This window comes from Halalkalibacter alkalisediminis (genome assembly GCF_028610705.1).
GTDB lineage: Bacteria > Bacillota > Bacilli > Bacillales > Bacillaceae_D > Halalkalibacter > Halalkalibacter alkalisediminis.
In genome coordinates this window covers 1-17924 of record NZ_JAQQWT010000022.1, presented here as the reverse complement: position 1 = coordinate 17924, position 17924 = coordinate 1, and the positions used below count along the sequence as shown (strand labels likewise).

Sequence of the window (17924 nt, the reverse complement as noted above, 5' to 3'; positions counted from 1 at the left end):
CCGAAGAGAGGATGATTGGAATGAAGAACAAGCTTTTTTGTTTTCCATATGCGGGAGGTAGTGCGTCCTTTTATAAAGACTGGAAAACAGATGCTAGCCTACAGGTCATACCGCTAGAGTATCCTGGACATGGTAGTAAGTACAGTGAATCTCTCTGTAAAAGTATGTCTGAGTTAACAGATTTATTAATTGAAGAAATTGTTACCAACTATAACATAACTCCGCTAGATCATTTGTCATTTTTTGGGCATAGCATGGGGGCGACAGTTGCCTATGAGATTGCAGTAAAACTAGAGCAACGATACAGTCAAAAAATAGAAAATCTATTTCTTTCTAGCAAATCATCTCCCCATTACAAATTAGCGCAAATGGATTGTTCGAATGTAACCGAGTTAAAAAAAACGTTAAAAGAAATTGGTGGAACCTCAGAACAACTTTTAAAAGAAGATATATTACAGGTCTTCCTGCCAATCATGCAAGCTGACTTAACGATATTAGCTAACTATTGTGGCGGTCCAAAACCTAATCAAAAATTAAGAAGTCACACCATGCTATTAGTAGGATCCGAGGATACGGTGACAAAGGAAAGTATGGAAGCATGGGAAGAATATATAGAACCCATTGAGGGCATGCAAGTTTTAAATGGAGATCATTTTTACATAAAACAAAATCAGGATACGGTCCTTAAACTGGTTCGTAACAATATCAGCAAAAGACAAAATGAACTTCCAGTCATGTAAGCATACTATATGGGGTGTGCCCGGCATGTCTAACAGCTAGGTGGTGAAAGTCCACTACAGGCTTGGCAGTGGGAACTGTTAGCGAATGGCAAGGGTGTCTAGGGCGACCTAGAATCTGAAGGAAGCCGGACGAGTTTCCACTACAAAACGAAGTCGGGGTTTTGGTTCGTAAAGGAAATCAATTTAATGATGAACCAGGGGACAATCAGGAATATGTTTTAGCAAAGTTTTATGTCAAAGTTCATATCAAACTCCATCGTCTTGTTGAAAATAAAGCTTAGAGAAAGGAAAAATTCTCTAAGCTTTATTTCTGTTCCAATTAATTGCCTCGTTTACCAGGTGGTGTGACTGATTTTCCTGGCGGTGTTGGTGTTGCTCTTGGCGTGAGATGAAGTTCTGTACTTGGTCCAAATCCGCTCCAACGGTAATCTTCTACTTCTAAAAGACCGTTTGGCAGAACGTCAGCAAGTCGTTCTCTCTTCGCAAGCTTAGTTGTAGCTCCTCCAGCTTCTACTCTGAACGTATAACGTTTGCCAGTATCTAGATTGGAGATTTTAAAGCTTGTTTCGGTAGTAGTCATTTCATTGTTGACTGGGTTGAAGATCACATGTTCATCTTTAACTGGTACGCCATTCACATAGACTCTGTAACCGATGACTTCCTGGTTAACCGATGAAAAGAAGGGGCGAAGCTATCTTTAATCGATTTAAATGAAAAAGGATTAGAAGAAACAAAAAGCGAGGTTCGAAAAGTAGCTCCAAATGCCGAGGTGCTTTTAGTAACTGCCAATGTCGCTAACGAAGATGATGTAAAAAATTATGTAGATAAAACAGTAGAAATATTTGCAACCATTGATGGTTTCTTTAATAATGCTGGAATTGAAGGCAAACAAAACTTGACTGAAGATTTCGGTTCTGATGAATTCCGTAAAGTTTTGGATATCAATCTAAATGGTGTATTTTATGGTATGAAATATGTTCTTAAAGTGATGAAAGAAAAAGGTAGTGGCCATATCGTAAATACTGCTTCTGTTGGTGGTATTCGTGGTGTTGGTAACCAATCAGGCTATGCGGCAAGTAAGCACGGGGTCGTTGGTTTAACACATAACTCAGCTATTGAGTACGGTCAATTCGGTATTACGATTAATGCGATAGCCCCAGGAGCAATTATGACACCAATGGTTGAAGGATCATTAAAACAAATTGGTGGTGAAGATGGTTGGGAAGAAGTAGGTAAAGCGTTTGTTGAGCCTAACCCTATGAAACGTTTTGGTAAACCGGAAGAAGTAGGCTACCTTACTGCCTTCCTTCTATCTGATCAAGCAGGATTTATCAATGCGGCTGTCGTGCCAATTGATGGTGGACAATCTTATAAGTATTAAGTTACTAGTAAAGCCTATCTCAACAGGAATGACTCATAAGGGGAAGCGTGGGACGGTTCTCGTGTTTCTGAGAAGCAAAGGGAGCAAAAGAACCGACCCCATGCATTACATAAAGAAAACTCTTATTTGTACAAGATCTATAATACTGCCGTCGACTGGACTGCGAGAGTATACCCATAATTGTCCGCTAGGTGAGGTAGGTGGTCGATCGGTGAGAACGGTTCCAGAAAAATAACCGTATGCAGGTGGACCTTCAAGTGCTGTTGTAAAGCGTTCTTCTGAGACGATCACCCCGTTATCATCCCGAATCTGCATCAATACATTGGCTTCAAATACACGAGCGAAGCCTTCCACAAGCTCTCTGCTTGGAATAATATCCCCTGGAAAAGGATGAGTGACTACGATATTTCTTGATGACGGAAGTGGAAGGAGTAAGCGAAAACCGACAAAAATTAAATCAAGTGAAAATCCAGGACGACCTTCGTTTGCTGCTAAAATATTTGCTATCGGAATTTGAAAGCGTCTGGAAATGCCAAATAGAGTATCTCCTACTTCAATTTCGTACACAAAGGCTGGAACCCAGAGAAGTTGCCCAACAAAAATAAGGTTCGGATCCTGGAGTCTATTAACTCCGGCGATAAGATCGAAATGTGTTGAAAATCGCTGACTAATCCGAAAAAGTGTATTTCCAGGGGCCGGAAGGTAGGTGGTGTCAAAGGGACGTACGGTAGGGACAGGAATAACAAGTGTCCAACCTGGAAAAATGACATTTGGATCGATGAAACGAGGATCCTGTAGGTTCGCTCTTTGAATTTCTAGGACTGTACTGCCAAAACGTGCAGCGATTGCATATAACGTATCGCCTGGCTGAACGGTGTAAACGACATGTGATTGTCTTACAACAGGCATATAACATACACTCCCCTTGGGCCATTATAATCGTGATATTCCTGGGTTAGTACCTTCATCTTCTTGAGAAGTGGCATCATTGTTTACGTTTTTTATTCTTCACGATTAACAAAATATATTATATATAGTTGAAGAATATGATGAATACGAAAGAAATACAGAAAAACGAGGTAATGGGGTCAGTCCCCATTTTGCTAAATACTCAGGAGGTAAATAATATATGGCAGCCGGCGGATACATTAATATTGCTCAGGTATTTAACGATAATGGAAACATTCAGGATAAACTGGAGGCTACTCTTCAGTACTTCGTAAAACAGGGCAGCACCATATTAAAGGTGAAATACAGCAAAGATGCAGATGGCGAGAATTGGGCGGAGAGAGAGGTTACAGCAAATCAGCTGGAAATCGACGGCCCGTGCTATTACTTGTCCATTGAAATTTCAGGTGAAATTTTGGGTATAAATATATTCTTTCTAACAACGATTCATGAAGAAGGGTTTTTCGGGTTTTTAATCAATATAGAGTGGGAAGAACTGTTTCCGGAAAACGGCAAGAATGATTTACAGAGTACTACTAACCAGCTGGTTAAAAATACGGCCAACTTATATAAAGAAACAGGCTTTGCATATTCTCTCATAGGGCACGAGCTGGAAATCGAGATTCACCCGGATGACATCTCCGGTGAATCAGACTCCTTTCCAGTTGTGTTAATCGGCGCGGAGGAAAAACTCGAAATTCTATACGGGCCATTCTGTATTGACGGCCTGACAGAGCAAAAAGCAAAAAGGGAAGTAGTTCTTATTTAATTTACAGGGGCCTGAAACCCAAAATCACTTAAAATTTATTTTAAGTCAGGCTGTTGAAAAGTCTTCTCAACAGCCTGTTTTTTTTTTGCGGTTATTAATCCGATTATTCAAATACGTATAGTATAATTATATAGAAGTTGACCCTGTTTTTCATCTTTTTCGGATTTACTTGTTATATATCCGATAAAAACCATGAGGTGTATTTCTAACTATTGGTCTAGTCTAATAACAAAAATTTAACGATATTTGAATTGTTTAATTACGAAACCTTAGTGACATGGATGAAATTCTATGTCTTATTTTAATAATACTAATCCTTTTATTTGAAAAGTGTTGTTAATGATAAGCAGCGTTACTACGTAGTACAACGATACGATTCAATAGAAAAAGATATTCAACAATCAGGAGCTATTGTTAGAAAAACTCCGGAAAGCTGATCTCAGAAAATGGAGGTCGCTTTTTTTTGAACACATATACGCTTTGGGCGCCCTTTTGAGTTTTTTCCTATAGTCTATAAGATTAAATCTATAATGCAATTCGAAAAATGGAAGTTCTAATTGCCATGGTAATGGATAGATATACTTCTTCAATTATCTCCTTTATTTGGATAGTAAGTCATTAAGATCCATCCTAACAATCCAAATAATACAAATCCAAACGCATGTAGTGATCCGTATATAGGTACCATATCCAAAATGGTTAAGGAAAAATACCGTTTCGCTATCGGATAACAAATTGAAAGGACAATGATACTGAAAAAAGCAAGCGAGGAAAGGGTTAATAATAAGTTTCCACAACTTTTTTTAGTGCTTTTTCTTATTTTCAAAAGGAGATAGGTACTATAAATGATAATATTGCAGGCAAAGATGCTTACACCCATGATCTCCAGTGGTTTAGAAAAAACAATTCCAATCGCAATCAAAATGGGTCCGATGATATCAATGACAACTAACCAGGTATACCAACTTTTTTTGACCATAATCCGCCCTAGCATTCCAATAAAAATAGGAACAATAGCAGATGAAAAATGAAAATGAACGGAGCTTAAAGCACTTACTGTAGGATCGACTAGTAGAAAGGTTAATTGAAATTGATAAAGGGTATACCAAATCCCTCCAATAAAAAAATAAATTAACCCTGCACCGATTGCTATTTCTTCGATCTTTTCTTTTTTCTCTGAAATTAGAAGCAATCCATATAAAGCGAGTAAGAAAGTAAAAAGAAGCCACGCAAGAGACAAAGATCCTGAAATAGCACTATTTCCCGTTTCCCAGGTTTTGTTACTCATAAGGGAAGCTAAAGAAAGAAGTGCTGCAGGAAAATGCAGAACAGTAATGAAGGAATAAATCTTTTTTTGAAACTTTGTTTGATCCTTATCGTTAATTAAAATAATAATGAGTGGTAAAATCACAAACGACGCAAACATTAAAAATTTCTCTATCAAACTAAATTGGAAAAAATCAAATGTAAAGATGACAAAACTAATGATTCCTCCAATAATAGTCGGAAAAAATGGATGTTTCATAACAGTAGTTTCCTTTCAGTTTTATTAACTTGTGACATTAGTATACTCTTAATAGTTATTGATAGTCTAAAATATACTTACAGTTCTATTATAGCAACTTTGAAACGTGATGATAGAGCAGTAAAACAAACCTGGAAATGTCGATGAGTCAACGCACAGCTGAAGAGTATTAGCGAACAGTGCCAGGAACGGTTCGCCATGATATCAATGGTTTATTGGAATTAGATTTGTTGATGAAAGCAGGTTATAGTATTGATTTGTCTCAACTACAAATGAATAAAAGCAGCTAAGGGACCTAAATACTGTTAAGATATAGGTTCCCTTTTATGTTCATTTTTTTAGCTATTGGGAACTAGAGCGTAAGATTGAATTTAGGTGCCTGCCTACCTCAAAGCATGTTGAAATCTTCTCGACAAATTACAGGTAGTGACACAGGCATTATTATCAATATTAATATTTTATAATAGATTCATATAGGCATTGAAGGACAAAGAAGACGAAAAATGCCAAGGAAGTGTCTTTCATAAAGCTGATGAAGGACGAAGGAGACGCGAATCGCCGAGGAAGTGTCTTTCATAAAGCCGATGAAGGACAAAGGAGACGAGAAATGCTCGAGAAGTGTCTTTCATAAAGGCAATGAAGGATAAAGCAGAAACGAAATACCAAGAAAGTGTCTTTCAAAAATCAAATAGAATATTTTTGTTGGCGATAGCTACTTTTTCAACTAAAGGAGTGCGATTGCTCCCCCGCTTTTTTTAAACGTTAGTGGTTGGGGCAGACACTGTTCAAGGCACCGTTTCACACTACAAAGTTTCTACAGGTATAATATCTGAAATGAGCGGAGATTTTATTGAAAAAAGACAATACAAGTCAGTAACCCCATTTGGTAGTTTGCAATTTTGAATGACAAAGCCTTCATACCCCTGACGAATAAGGCTGTTACGAAATTTTTCATTGGCTTCCTCCATATTTAAAAGGGTAGCCTCATCTTTCCAGGTGAAATTTCTTTTTCTTGCATGAAAATATTCACAATATTTGTCACGATCATTCATAAACAAATCATACGAATCCATGGTATTAGAATCATATATCTTAAGGTTTGGGTCATCTATAAATATTTTGTAAATAAAGCCAGTTATCAGCTTATCAACTTGGATAACTTTAGGTTTTCCATCTTCCCAAAATTCCGTTTCTGACTTTTGAAAAATCGTCTCCGTTCCTATTGCATAACGTTTAGCAGAATGAATATCAGATGTAAGCCAAAATCCAATTGTACCAATAATGTTATTGACGTTTTGAACCTTTTCTTCACTAGTAAAATCTTCAATTTTATTCATAGTACCAAAATAAGCGATCATTTTCATACCTCCCATTTTTAGATTGCCCAATTCTGGGTTTATCATTTATGGAAAGTGTATTAAAAAATGTCAGAAACACTTTGGGTCTCAACGTACAGGCACCGCTTGTTACAACCACCAGTATCATACATACAGCTGTTATTGGAGCCATCCTTCTTGAGCCTGAACTGATCAAAGAATGGAGTCTACAGGTATGAATAGAAAAAACATATGATTTTAAAAAAAGGGGTAAACTGAAGAAAGAATTAAGAAAGGAGATGTGAAATATGACCAAAAAATATAATAAAGGCAGCCGTAATCAAAATGCACCAGAATTACATGGCAAAGTTCCAGCTAGCGGTGATAACAATAAAGGGAATAAAAAGAGATAAAGATTGAAAGGCGAAAGCAACTAGGTTTAGCTTTTTGGATTGGAATAGATTTTTTATCTTCTTTAGCATCAAGGGGGAGTGACTAGGCACTCCCCAAAAATTTTATTGATGTGTACTCTCGTATGCAAATTGAAGAGCTGATCCAAACGTTTATGCCTACTATGGTTTTTGTAGAACATGACGATACTTTCCAAAAGACAATTGCAACAAAAAGAATAAAAAAAGATTAAGAAAACTGGATAGATAGGGGAACGTTTGTACCCTTGTGAATTTCTTCAACTAAAAGGGAGCTCATGTTGAAGAAGAAAATACGAAAGAACAACAGATCATTAGTAGCACAGTATAACGATGCTGTTCAATAGAAAAAGGATATTCAAGAATCAGGCGCTATTGTTATAAAACTCAGGAAAGTGATCTCAGAAAATTGAGGTCTCTTTTTTTTGAACGCATAATAAGGATTTGCAGGTCAAACAGGTAACCTTGTCATATACTTGTGAAAAGGGATCTTCTTCTAGTCTTTAGTTTCGTAGTAACCAACTAATTCTTAAAAGATATTCCTTTTTTCGTGGTTTAAAAGTTTTACTAGACTAATGATCCAAATTATAGAATTAACTCATATATAAATTAGCAATTGACCTAATATAGTAGGTATTGACCGATGAAGAGGAAAAGGGGAGATCAATTGTCTAACCACACACGCTTATTGCTTTTAAGGAAATTCTGAAAAGGTATACAGATTCAAATCATCAATTATCCGTGCAAGAAATTGTTGATTTATTTGAAGAAGACTAAGGTTTAGAGGTTAATTCGGTTGGGATAAAAAATGATCTAAAAGAGTTAGAAATGGTTAATACTTTCGCTGTCATCCCTTATCAAGAAGCAAATGGCTTACCATTCTATTATAGCTATCAAAATCGTCCCTTTGAAGTTCATGAGTTACGTTTAATGATTGACGCAATTTCATCGGCAAAATTTATACCAAAAGCCGATATAGACAAGATTATTGAAAGGCTAAAAAAGTTAACAAGCATTTATTTAGCCAAGCAACTTGAAAATCGAATCTTGCTTGCAGACCATTCAAAATCTGAAAATAATTACGTTAAGTATATTATTAGTGATTTACATGATGCTATTTCTACAAAATCAATCGTGGAATTCTATTATGGTCGTTATAACATGGATAAACAATTTGTGTTAAGTCACCAAGGAAATGTATATCGAGTTAAACCGAATGCTCTAGTTTGGAATCATGACTACTATTATCTAATTGGAGAATACATAGCAAAAAAAGAGATTCGGCATTATCGAATTGATCGGATTTATAAAAATATCACTAAAACGCATGAAACCTTCCTACCCGATTCAAATTTTAACATTACGCAATACACAGAAAAGCTGTTTCATATGTATGCAGGCGAAGAAACAGAGATTGAAATGGAATTTTCTGCAAGTCTCATTAATGTTGTGATTGATCGCTTTGGTAGAAAAGCCGATATTCGTCCAATGGATGATTCAACATTTAAGCTATTTACGAAAGGGATTATTAGTGAGGGGCTGGTACGTTGGACTTTAACATGGGGAAGTGATGTGAAAGTTTTATACCCACCAAGGCTTGTGCAGATGCTAAAGGTTGAAGCGGAGAAATTGTACAAGAATTATCAGTAAGCCCCCCGTTTTTTATTCGGGGTCATAAATATGTTCTCGGTATAATGAAAATATGAATGAAGAGGAGGACATTAAGATGCGCTATCAATCAACGAATGAACTAAATGAAAGGTTAAAGTATCACCATTTACAATAACCAATTCGCTCTTGTCAAAGAGGAACGAAATTTACATTCTAATGAGTCTTGTGAGGAGATTCAATATTTAGACGTAGCTAAAAAAATAGAAACTGATTCGATTATGATTAATGGTATTCATGTTATTGAACTAAATTATGATTTTGATCTCGTTAGTAAGGCAAAGTTATTAGATAAATATTTAGACCAAATCATTTACGTTTATGATAAGAAGACTGAAGAGAAGCTTTCTATTAGACTATTAAGTGTTACCGATGGGATTATTGGTAATTCCTACGTTTAGTTTAGGAATTCCTGGTTCGGCAAGTGCGGCGATCCTATTGGGTGGGATTATGATGGCAGGGTTACAGCCAGGTCCCTTGTTATTCCGTGATTCCGCAGACATCGTTTGGGGTGCAATTGCAGCGTTATTTATTGCAAATATTTTACTGTTGATATTAAACACAATTTTCGTCCCATTTTTCACGATATTAATTCAAAAGGCAGAACCCTATTTGACAGCCGTTATTACTAGTCTTTGTTTTATAGGTGTGTACGCATTTCGAGAAAGCTTGTTTGATGTCGGACTATTAATTGTCTTTGGTGTAGCTGGGTATTTCATGAGAAAAAACGGATATCCTTTAGCCCCATTGTTACTTGGGATGATCTTAAGTCCTATGCTAGAACAGAAGTTCAGACAAGCGTTGATGTTATCTGGAAATAACTACAACATATTTGTGGGTAGTCCGATTTCAATTACCTTTGTTGTATTATCTATCATCATTATTCTATTTCCTTTTGTTAAGAAGGTCATTCGAAGAAAGTCCACATAGTTACTTGTGAAGGGAAGCGATTAAGATCTCTACCATTGAGTTAGAGTAGCTTAGTTGGAGGGTAGTAATAGTTTCGGTATAAATAGAAATAGTTTTGACGTGGTCAACGATGATTTTGCCAAACCGCAATATTTTACTTAAGGGGAGGTGGTGGTTACAGGATGCCCCTCTTTCTTTAGTGGTGTTAGGGAATAGTTTTTAAAAAAATACATTTAGTTTTTAGAAGTATAGGATCTGTTAGTATGATTCTCGTTTATTGTTTACTGTGTCTTATTACGCCGTGGGAGGCTATGGGTTATGAAAATAAAGCATAATCACTCCATCATGTCGACTTACAATCGTAAATATTCCAAAAAGAATTGGTTGCTGGTCTTACACTTTTCGTCATGCTGATTCCCTAGACGATGGCGTATGCGATGTTAGCTGGTCTTCCTCCTGTCATGGGATTATATGCATCCACCCATCTTTTAATCATTTACGCTTTTTTTGCTTCCTCAAGGTACCTATCCATTGGTCCTGTTGCGATTACATCTCTGCTTGTATTTTCAGGTGTTTCTGTATATGCAGAACCTGGAACGTTTGAGTATTTTTCCTTTACGATCGTTCTAGCTTTAATGGTAGGTACTATTCAATTACTTTTTGGATTGATGAAAGTAGGAATGATCATAAAACTTATACCACATTCGATTAAGTCAATGGGTAGAATGGGACAAGGGACCTGTCCCCCTGTCCCATTCTCTAGTTGAAGAATAAGTGATATCATCATAGTATAAGGAGGGCTATGAGAATGGATACGATAATTTTTGATGTCGATGATACATTATATGATCAAGCACAATCTTTTCATAAAACGGTGAAGAAGCTTTTTCAAGAGCCATTTTCAGACGAAGAAATCAATCAATTATATAAAGCTAGTCGTAAGTATAGCGAGATTTTATTTGATCAAAGTGAAGCAGGTGAAATATCCCAATTTGAATGGCAAACCGGACGAATCATGGCTGCGTGTAAGGATTTTAACATCCCTATAGATACGGAAAAAGCGACTATTTTTCATGAAACGTATGTGACCGAACAAAAAAACATTACCTTGTTTCCAGAAGTCGAAGAACTACTAAATGTACTTTGCAAAGAAGGGAAACAGCTTGGGATTCTTACAAATGGTGAAGAAAAACATCAAGCAATGAAAATTAAACAGCTCAGCCTTAGTCGTTGGATTCCGGCAGAAATGACGTTTATTTCTGGAACGATTGGTCATGCAAAACCGAAAAGAGAAGTATTTGATTTTATTGAACAGAAAATGGACCTTGACCAAACCAAAACCGTGTATATCGGGGATAATTTTGAAAAAGATATTATCGGAGCAAAACAAGCAGGCTGGCAAGCGATCTGGATGAATCATCGTAAGAAAGATTTACCGACTAATGCTACCTATAAACCAGATAAAGAAGTGCATAGTGCCAAAGAGTTATTAGAATTATTTGTGAAAAAGGCTTAGGTCGTTATGGTAGGAATCAGCGATTATCATCCTGGTTCCTATTTAGGTTTCATTGAAAACTTCTTATTGGTTTAATGAATAGCATTGAGCGGGTTTTTAAACAAAACGGAAGCATTAGTTTTACAAGAACTGTCATCTATAAAAGGAGTAATATTCTTGCTGGGGCAAAGTTTGGGAATTTATTTCTCATGAAACTGATCGCATTATCGATACGGAAGTGCGCCTGTCCTTATTTTAATTCTCTCTGTGAGTTTGGATCCTAAAGTTGACGGACCAGCTTTTTTTGGAGACCTGATGCATTTTGAAAACAATGCAAGGAGCTACCTCTTAGTCACACATGACGAAGGACAGCTCCTTTTGCTTCTATTGATGTTATTGACAATTTCCAACAAGAATTATACCTTCTAAGACAGGAGCGCCTGAAGTGCCGGCCAACGAATTAAAAGGGCGTACTAACACACGCGAGTTTGGCGTAACGGATGCAGCGGTAGGAAGTTCTATTCGGGATGTCCAAGTAGGTGGGTCTTCGGGAGTAGCAAATAACTGGTTTCTAAAGCTGCCAGTCCCGAGAATGATAATTTCACCTGTATACTTGTCAAAATCACCGAAAACTTGAGGCTGCGGTAAGGTTACCATAATGCTCACAGCCTGACCTCCTCTTGGACCAAAATTCACATAAGCTACGCCGCCTGTACCGAATGGTGCACTCCCTCGGGGCTGTAAAGACGTACAGCAGGGGTAGCTGATTAAACCCGGTACGCAGAGGATGTCTCCGGGGAATAATACATTAGGATTTGGAATATGGGGATTGTTGACTGCAAGTGCTTCTATTCTTACTCTAAACATCTGCGCGATGGTATAGAACGTGTCTCCTGGAATTACGGTATACCGACCCAAAAAACCCTGTGGACAGTTTCGTGGTATTCTTGCTTGCTGTCTATACATAAATACTGCCTCCCAATCGTAGAAACCTTATTTTATGGTATGTGGTAACGTTTAAAATGGGTATGCTTTTTGAATTATGAATTAATTATCACCAAAACAGTAAAAACACTTTCCTTTTTGGTAACCATTTTAAAGCATTAGGTTCACTGATGCGTCGGCTATAAGATTTTTAACTGATCACCTATCATTATGAGAATCTATGTATGCGGAACCCATTATACTTTGAAATTTATAAACAAATAGGAAAATAAGCAGAACAAAAGGCTAAGATAGCTTAAATAGTGTAGAACATCACAGTACAACCATACTGTTTAAAAGTTACCTGGGACAATTATTAGGTGAATGTCTTTTCGCATTTGACACATACTACGTAACTATTAAATTCTTTTTTGAATGAATATCCCCCTCAAGGATTGAGGGGGAGGAGTTCGGTTTAAATTTGTACAGATGTCAAAAGTTGGGTGGATGTGGGCGACACTCAAGTTCTAACGTTTGCGCTTCTTGGTGCGCTCCGGTGCCGAAACGAAAACCGATTGTAAAAGCAAGTTGATTATTGGTTCTTTTTAGTCATGATTCTATAGATGTTGAAGGTTAATCATCTATTACAGCTTTTCCTTGTTCACGTAACTTTTTTAAAGATGTAAGCATATGATTTATTTCTTCATCGGAATGTCTTTCCCATGAGCTTAATTCAGCGATTATTTTCAAAGGAGATTTAGACCTATAAGAACGTGTTGGGTTTCCAGGAAATTTTTTGTCAGTTAAGTTAGGATCATTTTCAAAATCACCTAATGGTTCTACAATGTAAATTCTTTCTTTTGAATTAGATGTTGCTAATTCAGCACCCCATTTTGCCGCATCTAATGTTGCAGTGAAATATATATAGTTAGATTTTTTGTCTTGGTAATTCGATAAGTGTTGCGGTTCTAATAGATCTCCAATTTTTAGTTCTGCTTTAGTACCATGAAAGAAAGGACCATTATCTAAGACATCTTTTTTGTCATTCATACTGATACACCTCTTATATTTTTAGATTTGTATAAAACAGTATAGGACAGGAACTTTAGAAAGTGTAGTCTATAAATAATTTATAATTGATAGTATAATGTAAGTAGAGAGAATGATCTCGAATGATAAATAATTAGCAATCAAAGTTTATGGTTGCAGGAGTTTTATGGACTGACATATATGTTTTGTATAAAAAAACGGTATTTAAACAATCTGCCCCTATAATTGAAGAACGTTATTAAATTTTTCTTTTGATCATCTTTACTTGGTTTTGAAAATATAGGGGATAATTAAGTGATAAGAATAAGAGGAAAAAAGCCACCTTTAATCAGGTGGCTTTCAGTTTATATACTAAGATTAAGTGATTGGGTGCCTCAACTGGAAAATTCTTAATTTCATCTGAAGAATGTTTATAAAAATTCTTTTGAGTTAAAGGTAAATGTTCTGCTTTTTTCTGCACCGACAACTGACCACTTACTTCAAGAACCGCATATTTCACCTCTTTTATATCAAAAATACCTTTTTGGCGTAACGCTTGATTTAAAGCATCGATTGTATATTTTTGTTTTCTCATGTGTTCATCAAGAATTTTAGGAATAAATGTAATAATATTAGTATAAAGTTACAGACCACTTCATAACAGGCGGTGTCGCTTTTTCCACACCTTACTAATGGAAAAGAATGTTATTTTTGATTATTATGGTTATAATGATAGGGGAACATTTTATTATGCACTATATTATAGGGGTGAATGAAAATGGCTGTTGATGTTTATTTAACTTTTAATGGTAATTGTCGTGAAGCTGTAGAATTTTACGCAGAGGTTTTTGGAACAGAACAACCTACCATTATGACTTTTGGAGAAAACCCTCCAAATCCAGAATTTCCTCTTCCAGAGGAAGCAAAAAATTTAGTTATGCATACACGTTTAAATATAGAAGGAAGCAATGTTATGTTTTCTGATACGTTTCCTGGTTCACCATTTATGGTTGGAAACAACATAAGCCTTGCTTATCATAGTATTGACGCGGACAAGCTTCAATCTGTTTATAATAGACTTAAAGAAGGCGGAACTGTTGACATGGAGCTTCAAGAGACTTTCTGGGCAAAGCTTTATGGTCGAGTTACTGATAAATTTGGTGTAATTTGGCAATTTAATCTAAATAACAAAGAAACAGCGTATTAATATTTTTACCATGAGGGTGTCCCAAAAGTAATATAGGGACCCCTTTTTTGTCAGGTTTGAATATCTCAAGTTACTGAATGGTTCCATATTCATGAGGAATTTTGGAGTAATCGTTTTGATCTTCTGCAAAGCGAGGTATGGAAAGCCAAGAAGAAAGAACACCAAATCATCTGCAGGGGAGTTTTATTGTTGAGGCAGCATCAGAAACCATTATGGAGCATCTTGACACATTAAAAAGTGCCATAAAAATAGGTTCGGTTATTACCATTGATAAAGGTGTCCTAACTCTTGCGAAGTTAGCAGCCGTTAGAAAGGAAAACAATGATGCGATTTTTCCATTCTTGCTCAATCACCTTGAGGATTGCAGACCAAAGGAAATTCCTCAGCACTCGGAAAGCACACTATTAGCCGTAACTGGTGAAAATAAAGAGGAATTTTTGACTGTGTTACGAAAAAGAGAAAAATACTTAACAGCTCCACACCTAAAAAGGGTGAAAAAATCTATAAAGCATTAGAAACTTAATTGAATTATTTTTTGAGGCGATAGTATGAAAGAATATTAAAAATGTCAAAGCTGTGTAATGCCAATAAAGAAAAACGAAGATCCCAAGATTCTGGCGCTATTTTGATAATCCTTTCATAGATTTAAGAAAAGGTCAATCAATTGGATATTAGTAAGAGATCCATTCAGATGGTTGGCGTGTTGACGATTGGGGATATTAAACCAGATTAAAATGTTTTCTTTTTTCATCTACGAATAAGTATTAGTAAAATCTTGGGTTGCATGAATTGCAGCTCTTTTTTATGCACCACAAATTTGATCGTCAGGGGCGCTGTTTTTGACACTTGATTCGGAGCATTTGTGGTCATGACTATGGCACAAGGCGAAAGAAGAGTTACTTACTCAGCCAAAATAGGGTTATCATGCCCGCCACTCCAATTCAAGTACACGTATCTACCAATGGATGTCCTTATACATAAAAAGTTTATATTCAGTCATTTTTTTGGAAGCACTCAAGAAAAAATCGAGGGAGTTTCCCTCATGAAGGAAATATCATTTTTAAATAACGAAGTAGGGTAATTGAAGAAATGTATTTTTCATTGAAGCCAAAAGTTACTCTAACCGACTGAAATGAGCATAAAAAGTCGGGTACCATACAGATTAATTAATTATGATATTACAAGTGAAGGGAGAGATTCATGGATATGTTAAAAGGAATTAACGACGCATTAAATTATATTGAAGAAAATCTAAGTAATCACATTGATTTAAAAGTGGTGGCTAAAATTGGATTGTGCTCTGAATATCATTTTAAGCGCCTGTTTTCTCTTTTATCAGGCATCACCATATCAGAATATATTCGCAGAAGGCGTTTGACATTGGCAGCATTAGAATTGAAAGATCCAGATGTAAAGGTGATTGATGTAGCAATCAAATATGGATATCAATCTCCAGATGCCTTTTCACGAGTATTTCAAAACTATCATGGTGTTACCCCTTCAATAGCTAGGAATACGGAGCAGAACTTAAAAGCATATCCAAGAATGACCTTTCAATTAAAGATAAAAGGAGGAACGGAGATGAATTATCGTATTGTTGAAAAAGAAGCATTTAAAGTGGTGGGGGTTAAATATAAAGTTGAGATGGTAAATGAGATACTAACACCTACTTACGAAAGTATGATATCAACTATCAGTGATTCCAAGATGAAAGAATTAGAATCTATCTCGAATAAAGAGCCTAATGGTGTCATTCATGTTTCAGCAAATTATTCAGAAAACGCTGAAGGGAAGGCAATCTTTGATCAATATATCGGAGCAGCTACGACGCAAGAACTATTAGGGAATTATTCCATTTTAGAAGTGCCTAGTTTCTTATGGGCAGTTTTTGAAATTGATGGAAACTGGGAGAAAGTTGAAGAACACTGGCAACGAATATATTCAGAGTGGCTACCTTCATCATCATATGAATTGGCAGAAGGACCAGAGATACTAGCTAGCAAAGATGAAAAAAGCGAGATCTGGATCTCTATTAAGGAAAAATAGATACAGGTAACCTTGAAGTCTTATTTGAATGAGACTTCATAATTTCTAAACACATATGTTGAAAAGGTCAAACATAAAAAACGTCTTTACCTTCAACAGGGGTGCTAATAAAAATGAAGAGTTGCAGTTGCAACTCTTTTTTTCTACCTGTAAATTGGAGAATGGTGTAAACTACAGCGACGAGAGCTTAATTTAAGCATTGCCTGTTATATAAAGTTATTTAAAGATTATTCATGTTTGTGGAATTGGTCTATTATTCTAGAATGTAATAATGATGACAATAATGTAAACAAGTATTTATTCAGTGAATAGGAGAGCGCATATATGTATGAACCAAAGATGAAAGAAACTGACAATAGTGTAATTGAATTTATTGAACGTGTGGAAAATGAGAAGAAGAAGGCAGGTGCTTATCAGTTATTAGGAATTTTTGAAGAGGTAACTGGTTACGATGCGATAATGTGGGGTCCTAGTATTTTAGGCTTTGGTAGCTATCACTATAAGTATGCATCAGGTCATGAAGGGGATGCGCTTTAGTGGGTTTTTCACCAAGAAAGGCGAAAATTAGTCTTTATTTGTCCTATGAAAGTGAGGAAAGAGAAAAATTATTAGAAAGCTTTGGTAAACACACGAAGAGTAAGGTATGTATTTACATTAATAAATTAGCTGATATGGAAACCAATGTTTTTAAGGATTTAATTAAACATACAGTAGAAACATATCAGAATCTTTATCCGAACGAATAAAGTTATTGTCATTGTTCTAAATCCATGATTGTCAAATAACAAAGAAAGTCATCTGCTGAATAGTACAACGATGCTGGTAAATAGAATAATCCTGTAAAGAGACGATTGCTTTCAAAAGTGTCGTCTTTTCGTATTTGACCCATACTTGTAGACAATGATTCAATCGATGCATCATTAAAATAACGGATGAGAAGGCACGATTGAAGTCGGTTTGCATTTAACGTATGTGAAGAGAAAGCTTCAATTCGTTTATGAAATTTATAGGTTTTTCCACGCTTGTGATAAGAGCATCGTGATCCCTTCTGTATAAGACTTATACAGGAATTATTGACGTTTTTGTTTCAATGATACAATAAACAATGTAGTCACATAAAAGGAAATTAATGTTAAACTAAGAGGCGAAATACTACAATAATTTTTTATAGTAGAAGATAAAGACAAAGATAAAGTGGCGAGAATCTTTGGAATTCTCTCCTTTATTGTCGCAACTTACTCTTTAGTTTCAGGTATAACAAGATTATTGTGATTTCCTTGTCAGAAACGGTAAATAAATAACTGTCAGCTGTATTCAATTAAACCAGCTAATAGTTTGTCAATATTTTTCAATAAAAAATATAAATTATCCATGATATACTAAAAATGTACATGCCAAATAACCTTCCACAATCTTATGGATGGAAGGTTTTGTCTTATTCGGTTGTAATTATAAATTAGGTTATATCTTGGAAAGTTGTTCTGTTTTTTAAAAGGGCATAGATCCAGTGTAAAAGCTTATTTACGCAAGCAATGACGG

The 17924-nt window shown here is 35.9% G+C and carries 16 protein-coding genes and 4 pseudogenes; 13 read left to right on the top strand and 7 right to left on the bottom strand.

Features of this window, described 5'->3' with window-relative positions; genetic code table 11:
• Positions 1 to 20: 20 nt before the first annotated feature.
• Complete coding sequence (locus tag PQ474_RS19885) at positions 21 to 740, top strand: thioesterase II family protein (protein ID WP_273847132.1); 720 nt, start codon at positions 21 to 23, stop codon at positions 738 to 740.
• Between the two features lie 319 nt (positions 741 to 1059).
• Here the strand turns inward: PQ474_RS19885 and PQ474_RS19880 are convergent.
• A pseudogene (locus tag PQ474_RS19880) lies at positions 1060 to 1398 on the bottom strand (fibronectin type III domain-containing protein); the annotation flags it as partial.
• Positions 1399 to 1416: 18 nt separating this feature from the next.
• Here PQ474_RS19880 and PQ474_RS19875 point away from each other — a divergent pair.
• Positions 1417 to 2121 (top strand): annotated as a pseudogene (locus PQ474_RS19875) (SDR family oxidoreductase); the annotation flags it as partial.
• Positions 2122 to 2226: 105 nt separating this feature from the next.
• Here PQ474_RS19875 and PQ474_RS19870 read toward each other — a convergent pair.
• Positions 2227 to 3030, bottom strand: coding sequence for a LysM peptidoglycan-binding domain-containing protein (locus PQ474_RS19870; RefSeq protein ID WP_273847128.1), 804 nt, complete (start codon positions 3028 to 3030; stop codon positions 2227 to 2229).
• Positions 3031 to 3250: 220 nt separating this feature from the next.
• On the opposite strand from PQ474_RS19870, the gene PQ474_RS19865 reads away from it, so the two are divergent.
• Positions 3251 to 3838 carry an Imm64 family immunity protein gene (locus PQ474_RS19865; RefSeq protein WP_273847126.1) on the top strand — a complete coding sequence of 196 codons (588 nt, stop codon included), beginning with the start codon at positions 3251 to 3253 and terminating at the stop codon, positions 3836 to 3838.
• 586 nt (positions 3839 to 4424) lie between these two features.
• Here PQ474_RS19865 and PQ474_RS19860 read toward each other — a convergent pair.
• Both PQ474_RS19860 and PQ474_RS19855 read right to left on the bottom strand, forming a co-directional pair.
• Positions 4425 to 5363 (bottom strand): YndJ family transporter, encoded by a 939-nt coding sequence (locus tag PQ474_RS19860; RefSeq protein WP_273847124.1) that lies wholly within the window; start codon positions 5361 to 5363, stop codon positions 4425 to 4427.
• Positions 5364 to 6166: 803 nt separating this feature from the next.
• Positions 6167 to 6721, bottom strand: coding sequence for a hypothetical protein (locus PQ474_RS19855; RefSeq protein ID WP_273847122.1), 555 nt, complete (start codon positions 6719 to 6721; stop codon positions 6167 to 6169).
• 463 nt (positions 6722 to 7184) lie between these two features.
• Here PQ474_RS19855 and PQ474_RS19850 point away from each other — a divergent pair.
• The 6 genes and pseudogenes from PQ474_RS19850 to PQ474_RS19825 all read left to right on the top strand — a co-directional run.
• A pseudogene (locus tag PQ474_RS19850) lies at positions 7185 to 7322 on the top strand (ABC transporter ATP-binding protein); the annotation flags it as partial.
• Between the two features lie 613 nt (positions 7323 to 7935).
• Positions 7936 to 8757, top strand: a complete 822-nt coding sequence (locus PQ474_RS19845; RefSeq protein ID WP_273847119.1) for a helix-turn-helix transcriptional regulator — start codon at positions 7936 to 7938, stop codon at positions 8755 to 8757.
• A gap of 239 nt (positions 8758 to 8996) precedes the next feature.
• Positions 8997 to 9176, top strand: a complete 180-nt coding sequence (locus PQ474_RS19840; RefSeq protein ID WP_273847117.1) for a hypothetical protein — start codon at positions 8997 to 8999, stop codon at positions 9174 to 9176.
• On the top strand, positions 9148 to 9705 hold the full coding sequence (locus tag PQ474_RS19835; protein ID WP_273847115.1) for a tripartite tricarboxylate transporter permease: 558 nt from the start codon (positions 9148 to 9150) through the stop codon (positions 9703 to 9705). Before PQ474_RS19840 ends, PQ474_RS19835 begins: the two co-directional genes overlap by 29 nt.
• A 416-nt stretch (positions 9706 to 10121) precedes the next feature.
• Positions 10122 to 10451 (top strand): SulP family inorganic anion transporter, encoded by a 330-nt coding sequence (locus tag PQ474_RS19830; protein ID WP_273847113.1) that lies wholly within the window; start codon positions 10122 to 10124, stop codon positions 10449 to 10451.
• A 41-nt stretch (positions 10452 to 10492) separates the two neighbouring features.
• Positions 10493 to 11200 carry an HAD family hydrolase gene (locus tag PQ474_RS19825; RefSeq protein ID WP_273847110.1) on the top strand — a complete coding sequence of 236 codons (708 nt, stop codon included), beginning with the start codon at positions 10493 to 10495 and terminating at the stop codon, positions 11198 to 11200.
• Positions 11201 to 11572: 372 nt separating this feature from the next.
• Here the strand turns inward: PQ474_RS19825 and PQ474_RS26775 are convergent, their stop codons facing one another.
• The 3 genes from PQ474_RS26775 to PQ474_RS19810 form a co-directional block, all read right to left on the bottom strand.
• Positions 11573 to 12046, bottom strand: coding sequence for a YoqH family protein (locus PQ474_RS26775; RefSeq protein WP_475690638.1), 474 nt, complete (start codon positions 12044 to 12046; stop codon positions 11573 to 11575).
• Positions 12047 to 12736: 690 nt separating this feature from the next.
• Entirely contained in the window at positions 12737 to 13153 is a 417-nt protein-coding gene (arr, locus tag PQ474_RS19815) for an NAD(+)--rifampin ADP-ribosyltransferase (protein WP_273847107.1), read from the bottom strand.
• A gap of 328 nt (positions 13154 to 13481) precedes the next feature.
• Positions 13482 to 13742, bottom strand: coding sequence for a YetF domain-containing protein (locus PQ474_RS19810; RefSeq protein WP_273847163.1), 261 nt, complete (start codon positions 13740 to 13742; stop codon positions 13482 to 13484).
• A 168-nt stretch (positions 13743 to 13910) separates the two neighbouring features.
• Here PQ474_RS19810 and PQ474_RS19805 point away from each other — a divergent pair, with 168 nt between their 5' ends.
• From PQ474_RS19805 to PQ474_RS19790, 4 genes and pseudogenes are all read left to right on the top strand, one after another.
• A complete protein-coding gene (locus PQ474_RS19805; protein ID WP_273847105.1) occupies positions 13911 to 14339 on the top strand; it encodes a VOC family protein in 429 nt (142 codons plus the stop codon).
• 137 nt (positions 14340 to 14476) lie between these two features.
• Positions 14477 to 14854, top strand: a complete 378-nt coding sequence (locus PQ474_RS19800) for a hypothetical protein (RefSeq protein WP_273847102.1) — start codon at positions 14477 to 14479, stop codon at positions 14852 to 14854.
• A gap of 685 nt (positions 14855 to 15539) precedes the next feature.
• Positions 15540 to 16385 (top strand): AraC family transcriptional regulator, encoded by an 846-nt coding sequence (locus PQ474_RS19795; protein ID WP_273847100.1) that lies wholly within the window; start codon positions 15540 to 15542, stop codon positions 16383 to 16385.
• A 324-nt stretch (positions 16386 to 16709) separates the two neighbouring features.
• A pseudogene (locus PQ474_RS19790) lies at positions 16710 to 17131 on the top strand (DUF1801 domain-containing protein).
• The last annotated feature ends 793 nt before the right edge of the window (positions 17132 to 17924 follow it).